The sequence below is a fragment of the uncultured Limnohabitans sp. genome (assembly GCF_937889215.1).
Taxonomy (GTDB): domain Bacteria; phylum Pseudomonadota; class Gammaproteobacteria; order Burkholderiales; family Burkholderiaceae_C; genus Limnohabitans_A.
Window position 1 is genome coordinate 1 of the sequence record NZ_CALBEX010000580.1, and the last position, 6,083, is coordinate 6,083.

At 60.5% G+C, this 6,083-nt stretch carries 3 protein-coding genes; all 3 read right to left on the bottom strand.

Features of this window, described 5'->3' with window-relative positions:
- Positions 1-377, bottom strand: a 377-nt coding sequence (locus Q0341_RS14610; RefSeq protein ID WP_299514787.1) for an ATP-binding cassette domain-containing protein, incomplete at its 3' end; no start/stop codon positions are given.
- Positions 378-482: 105 nt separating this feature from the next.
- Positions 483-1,964 (bottom strand): glutamate synthase subunit beta, encoded by a 1,482-nt coding sequence (locus Q0341_RS14615; protein ID WP_299514790.1) that lies wholly within the window; start codon positions 1,962-1,964, stop codon positions 483-485.
- A 30-nt stretch (positions 1,965-1,994) separates the two neighbouring features.
- Positions 1,995-6,083 (bottom strand): glutamate synthase-related protein (locus tag Q0341_RS14620; protein WP_299514793.1); only part of this gene is annotated, 4,089 nt, incomplete at its 5' end.

The following is a 6,083-nucleotide window of genomic DNA, read 5'->3' on the forward strand; positions in this document are numbered from 1 at the left end:
ACGATGTCACGGATCAGATCTTCGGACAAGTCGGTGTGTTCGCGCAAGGGGAAAGCCACGTTGTCAAACACACTCATGTCGGTGAACAAGGCCCCAAACTGAAAGAGCATGCCCATGCGGCGGCGAGCGGCATAAAGCTCGGCTTGGCGCATGGGGGTGATGTCGGCACCATCGAACAGCAATTGGCCTTGGCTGGCTCGAATTTGCCCGCCAATCAGGCGCAGGACCGTGGTCTTGCCACCACCGGACACCCCCATCAGGGCCGTGACTTGGCCACGCGGCACATTGAAGCTCAGGTTCTTCAAGATGACACGGTCGCCGTACCCGAAAGTCAGGTCACGCAGCTCAACAAGTGGGGGGGTGGAAGTGGTATTCATGAAATAACAAGAGCCGGTAGGTCCGGCTCTTGTGATGTTAACGAACCAAGGTTTACGCTTTGTAAACCTTGGTGTTCTAGGGATTTTACCTAGATCTAAATCCCCTTAACGCGGCAAGTCGCTTTTGCCCATCAAAAATTCGTCCACCGACCGTGCCGCTTGGCGGCCTTCGCGGATGGCCCAGACCACCAGCGACTGACCACGGCGCATGTCACCGGCGGCAAACACCTTGTCCACATTGGTGGCATAGCCCCCTGTGAAATCGGTGCTGGCCTTGGCGTTGCCACGGGCGTCCTTGTCGATGCCAAAGGCGTCGAGCACAGTGGCAACGGGGTTGGTGAAGCCCATTGCCAGCAAAACCAAGTCGGCTTTGTGTTCCTGCTCGGAGCCGGGCACCTCGACCATTTTGCCGTCTTTGAATTCGACCTGTACGGTTTTGAGGCCCGTGAGCTTGCCTTTTTCGCCGATGAATGCCTTGGTAGAAATGGCGAATTCGCGTTGCAGCAAACCTTTTTCGGCGCTCTCGTCGTGGCTGGAGCTGGTGCGCAGCTTCATGGGCCAATAGGGCCAGATCATGGCCTTGTTTTCTTTCTCGGGCGGCTCGGGCATCACCTCAAACTGGGTCACGCTGACTGCGCCGTGGCGTGTGCTGGTGCCCACGCAATCGCTGCCGGTGTCGCCGCCACCGATCACGATGACGTTTTTGCCATCGGCGCGCAATTGGCCTTTGACCTTGTCGCCCGCATTGACCTTGTTTTGCTGAGGCAGGAATTCCATCGCGAAATGGATGCCTTCGAGGTCGCGGCCGGGCACGGGCAGGTCGCGCGACTGCTCGGAGCCGCCTGTGAGCAACACAGCATCAAACTCCTCCTTGAGCTGTTCAGCCGAAATGGTTTCCTTGGCCCAGTTGGTCACCTTGGAATCCTTGGGCCACTCGCCCACCAGCACGCTGGTGCGGATCTTCACGCCTTCGGCTTCGAGCTGCTGGACGCGGCGGTCGATGTGCGTCTTTTCCATCTTGAAGTCGGGGATGCCGTAGCGCAGCAAACCACCCACGCGGTCGTTCTTCTCGAACAAGGTCACATCGTGGCCTGCACGCGCCAACTGCTGGGCAGCGGCCAGGCCAGCAGGGCCTGCGCCAATGACGGCCACGGTCTTGCCGGTCTTGACCTTGGCCGGACGGGGCGTGACCCAGCCTTCGGACCAAGCGCGGTCAATGATGGCGTGCTCAATCGACTTGATGCCCACGGCATCGCCGTTGAAGTTCACCACACAAGCGGCTTCGCAAGGTGCGGGGCAGATGCGGCCGGTGAATTCGGGGAAGTTGTTGGTGCTGTGCAGCACCTCGATCGCGTTCTTCCAGTCGCCTTGGTACACCAGCTCGTTGAAATCCGGAATGATGTTGTTGACCGGGCAACCGCTGTTGCAAAACGGCGTACCGCAGTCCATGCAGCGGGCCGCTTGTGTTTTGGATTGCTCTTCGGTCAAACCGATCACGAACTCGCCGTAGTTCTTTAGGCGCTCGGGAACGGGTTTGTAGCCCTCTTCGATGCGCTCAAATTCCATGAAGCCTGTGATTTTTCCCATGATGCTCTTCCTTCAATCTTGACGTTCAGCTCAAGCAACCACCGGCTGAGCAGCCTTGGCCGCTTTGCGGGCGTTGATTTCGCCCAGGGCGCGCTTGTATTCGTTGGGGAACACCTTCACGAACTTGGCACGGGCCGTGGCCCAGTTGTCCAGCAACTCGCGGGCGCGCTGGCTGCCTGTCCACTTCAAGTGGTCTTCCAGCAGTTTCTTCAGCTGCGCTTCGTCGGCCTGATCGCGGTGCCAGACCTTGCGGTCCACTTGCGCTTCTTGCTCGGCCACAGTCAGCACTTTTTCCATGCTGACCATGGCGGTGTTGCAGCGCGAAGCGAACTCGCCATCTTCGTCGTACACGTAGGCGATGCCGCCACTCATGCCTGCACCAAAGTTGCGGCCGGTTTTGCCCAACACCGCCACGGTGCCGCCAGTCATGTATTCGCAGCCATGGTCACCTGTGCCCTCGACCACCGCCGTGGCACCCGACAAACGCACGGCAAAGCGCTCGCCAGCCACGCCAGCAAAGAACGCCTCACCTGTGGTCGCACCGTACATGACGGTGTTGCCGACGATGATGTTTTGCGATGCCACACCTCGGAAATCGAGGCTGGGGCGTACCACCACTCGGCCACCCGACAAACCTTTGCCGGTGTAATCGTTGGCTTCACCGATCAAGTACAGCGTGATCCCTTTGGTCAAAAATGCACCAAACGACTGACCGCCCGTGCCTTCAAGTTGGATGCGGATGGTGTCGTCGGGCAATCCGTCGGGGTGCACCTTGGTCACCGCGCCAGACAGCATGGCGCCGACCGATCGGTTCACGTTGCGTGCCGTTTCCATGAACTGGACTTTTTCGCCCTTGTCAATGGCGGGGCGGCTCTTCGCAATCAGCACGTTGTCCAGGGCCTTTTCGAGGCCATGGTCTTGTGTGTCCACATGGCGCACAGCCACGGTGGAGTCGACCATCGGCACGGCCAAAAGGCGAGCGAAATCGAGGCCACGGGCCTTCCAATGCGCCACACCACTCTTCATGTCGAGCAGGTCGGCACGGCCCACCAAGTCGTCGAATTTGGCCACACCCAACTGGGCCATGATCTGGCGCACCTCTTCGGCGATGAAGAAGAAGTAGTTCACCACATGCTCGGGCTTGCCGGTGAACTTTTTGCGCAAGTCGGCGTCTTGGGTGGCCACACCCACAGGGCAGGTGTTCAGGTGGCATTTGCGCATCATGATGCAGCCCTCGACCACCAGCGGTGCGGTGGCGAAGCCGAACTCGTCCGCGCCCAACAAGGCGCCAATGGCGACGTCACGGCCGGTCTTCATTTGGCCATCGGCCTGCACGCGGATGCGACCGCGCAGGCCGTTGAGCACCAAGGTCTGCTGGGTTTCGGCCAAACCGATTTCCCAAGGCGAGCCTGCATGCTTGACCGACGACCAAGGCGAAGCGCCCGTGCCGCCGTCGTGACCGGCGATCACGACGTGGTCGGCCTTGCACTTAGCCACACCGGCGGCGATGGTGCCGACGCCGATTTCGGAGACCAGCTTCACGCTGATGTCGCTGTGTGGGGCGACGTTTTTCAGGTCGTGGATCAGCTGGGCCAAATCCTCGATGGAGTAGATGTCGTGGTGCGGCGGTGGCGAGATCAAACCAACACCGGGCACCGAGTGGCGCAGCTTGCCGATGTAGTCGGACACTTTGCCGCCAGGCAACTGGCCGCCTTCACCGGGCTTGGCACCCTGGGCCATCTTGATCTGGATTTGGTCGGCGCTGGACAGGTATTCGGCGGTGACACCGAAGCGGCCCGAGGCGACTTGCTTGATCTTGGAGCGCAAGCTGTCGCCTGCCTCCAGTGGCATGTCCACTTCGACGTTCTCGGCACCGATCACGCTCTTGAGCGAATCACCGACCTTGATCGGGATGCCCTTGAGTTCGTTGCGGTAACGGGCCGCATCTTCACCGCCTTCACCGGTGTTGCTCTTGCCGCCGATGCGGTTCATGGCCACGGCCAAGGTGGCGTGCGCTTCAGTGGAAATCGAGCCCAGCGACATCGCTCCGGTGGCGAAACGCTTGACGATCTCGGCGGCAGGCTCGACCTGCTCCAAAGGGATGGCTTTGGACGGGTCGATCTTGAACTCGAACAGGCCGCGCAGCGTCATGTGGCGCTTGCTTTGGTCGTTGATGATCTGCGCGTACTCCTTGTACGTGCTGAAGTTGTTGGCACGGGTGGAGTGCTGCAACTTGGCAATCGCATCGGGCGTCCACATGTGCTCTTCGCCACGGGCGCGCCAGGCGTATTCGCCGCCCGCGTCGAGCATGGTGGCCAGGATCGGGTCGTCGCTGAAGGCAGCCGTGTGCATGCGGAAGGCTTCTTCAGCGATCTCGAACACGCCGATACCGCCCACGCGGCTGGCCGTGCCGGTGAAGTATTTGTTGATGGTCTCTGTGTTGATGCCGATCGCCTCGAACAACTGCGCACCACAATACGACATGTAGGTCGACACGCCCATCTTGGACATGATCTTGGACAAGCCCTTGCCAATCGCCTTGACGTAGTTGTAGAGGGCTTTTTCGGCCGACAGGTCGCCGGGCAATTCTTTGTGCAGCGCGGCCAGGGTTTCCATTGCCAGGTAGGGGTGCACGGCTTCCGCGCCGTAACCGGCCAACACCGCAAAGTGGTGCACTTCGCGGGCGGTGCCGGTCTCCACCACCAAGCCTGCGGTGGTGCGCAAGCCCTCGGTCACCAGGTGTTGGTGAATGGCCGACAGCGCCAGCAACGCGGGCACAGCCACTTGGGTGGCGGTCACGCCACGGTCGCTGATGATCAGGATGTTGTGGCCACCCTTGATGGCGTCCACCGCTTCGGCGCACAGCGATGCCAGCTTGGCTTCCACGCCTTCGCGGCCCCACAGGGCGGGGTAGGTGATGTCCAGTGTGGCGCTCTTGAACTTGCCTTTGGTGGCTTGGTCAATGTTGCGCAGCTTGGCCATGTCGGCGAAGTCCAGGATCGGCTGGCTGACTTCCAGTCGCATCGGTGGATTGACTTGGTTGATGTCCAGCAGGTTCGGCTTGGGGCCGATGAAGGACACCAAGGACATCACGATCGCTTCACGGATCGGGTCGATGGGCGGGTTGGTCACTTGCGCAAACAACTGCTTGAAGTAGTTGTAGAGCGGCTTGTTTTTGTCTGACAACACGGCCAGCGGGCTGTCGTTGCCCATGGAGCCCAAGGCTTCCTCACCGGCCGCAGCCATGGGGGCCAGCAAGAATTTGATGTCTTCTTGTGTGGTGCCAAAAGCTTGCTGCAAGTCCAGCAAGGCCACGTCGGAGGCGGGCGCCACAGGTCCTGCGGCCACGTCGTCGAGCTTGATGCGCAGGTTTTCAATCCACTGCTTGTAAGGCTTGGCGCTGGCCAGACCGGCTTTCAACTCTTCGTCGTTGATCATGCGGCCTTGTTCCAGGTCGATCAGGAACATCTTGCCGGGCTGCAGACGCCACTTGCGCACAATCTTGCTTTCGGGGATCGGCAGCACGCCGGTTTCCGAACCCATGATGACCATGTCGTCGTCGGTGATGATGTAGCGCGAGGGGCGCAGGCCATTGCGGTCCAGCGTGGCACCGATCTGGCGGCCGTCGGTGAACACGATCGAGGCGGGGCCGTCCCATGGCTCGAGCATCGCAGCGTGGTATTCGTAGAAGGCCTTGCGGCGCTCGTCCATGGTGGTGTGGTTCTCCCAAGGCTCGGGAATCATCATCATCACGGCCTGGCTGATGGGGTAACCCGCCATCGTCAGCAGTTCGAGGCAGTTGTCAAAGGTGGCGGTGTCGGACTGGCCAGCGAAGCTGATGGGGTAGAGCTTTTGCAGGTCGGCGGCCAGTACGGGCGAGGACATCACGCCTTCGCGGGCCTTCATCCAGTTGTAGTTGCCCTTGACGGTGTTGATCTCACCGTTGTGCGCCACATAGCGGTACGGGTGAGCCAATGGCCACTCAGGGAAGGTGTTGGTGGAAAAGCGCTGGTGCACCAGGCCCAGCGCGGAGACACAGCGCTCGTCTTGCAGGTCGAGGTAATAGGTGCCAACTTGATCAGCCAGCAGCAAACCCTTGTAAACCGCGGTGCGGCTGGA

Excerpts from the sequence above, each read along its gene's own strand:
- Q0341_RS14615 (WP_299514790.1), bottom strand. The coding sequence starts at position 1,964 with ATGGGAAAAATCACAGGCTTCATGGAATTTGAGCGCATCGAAGAGGGC.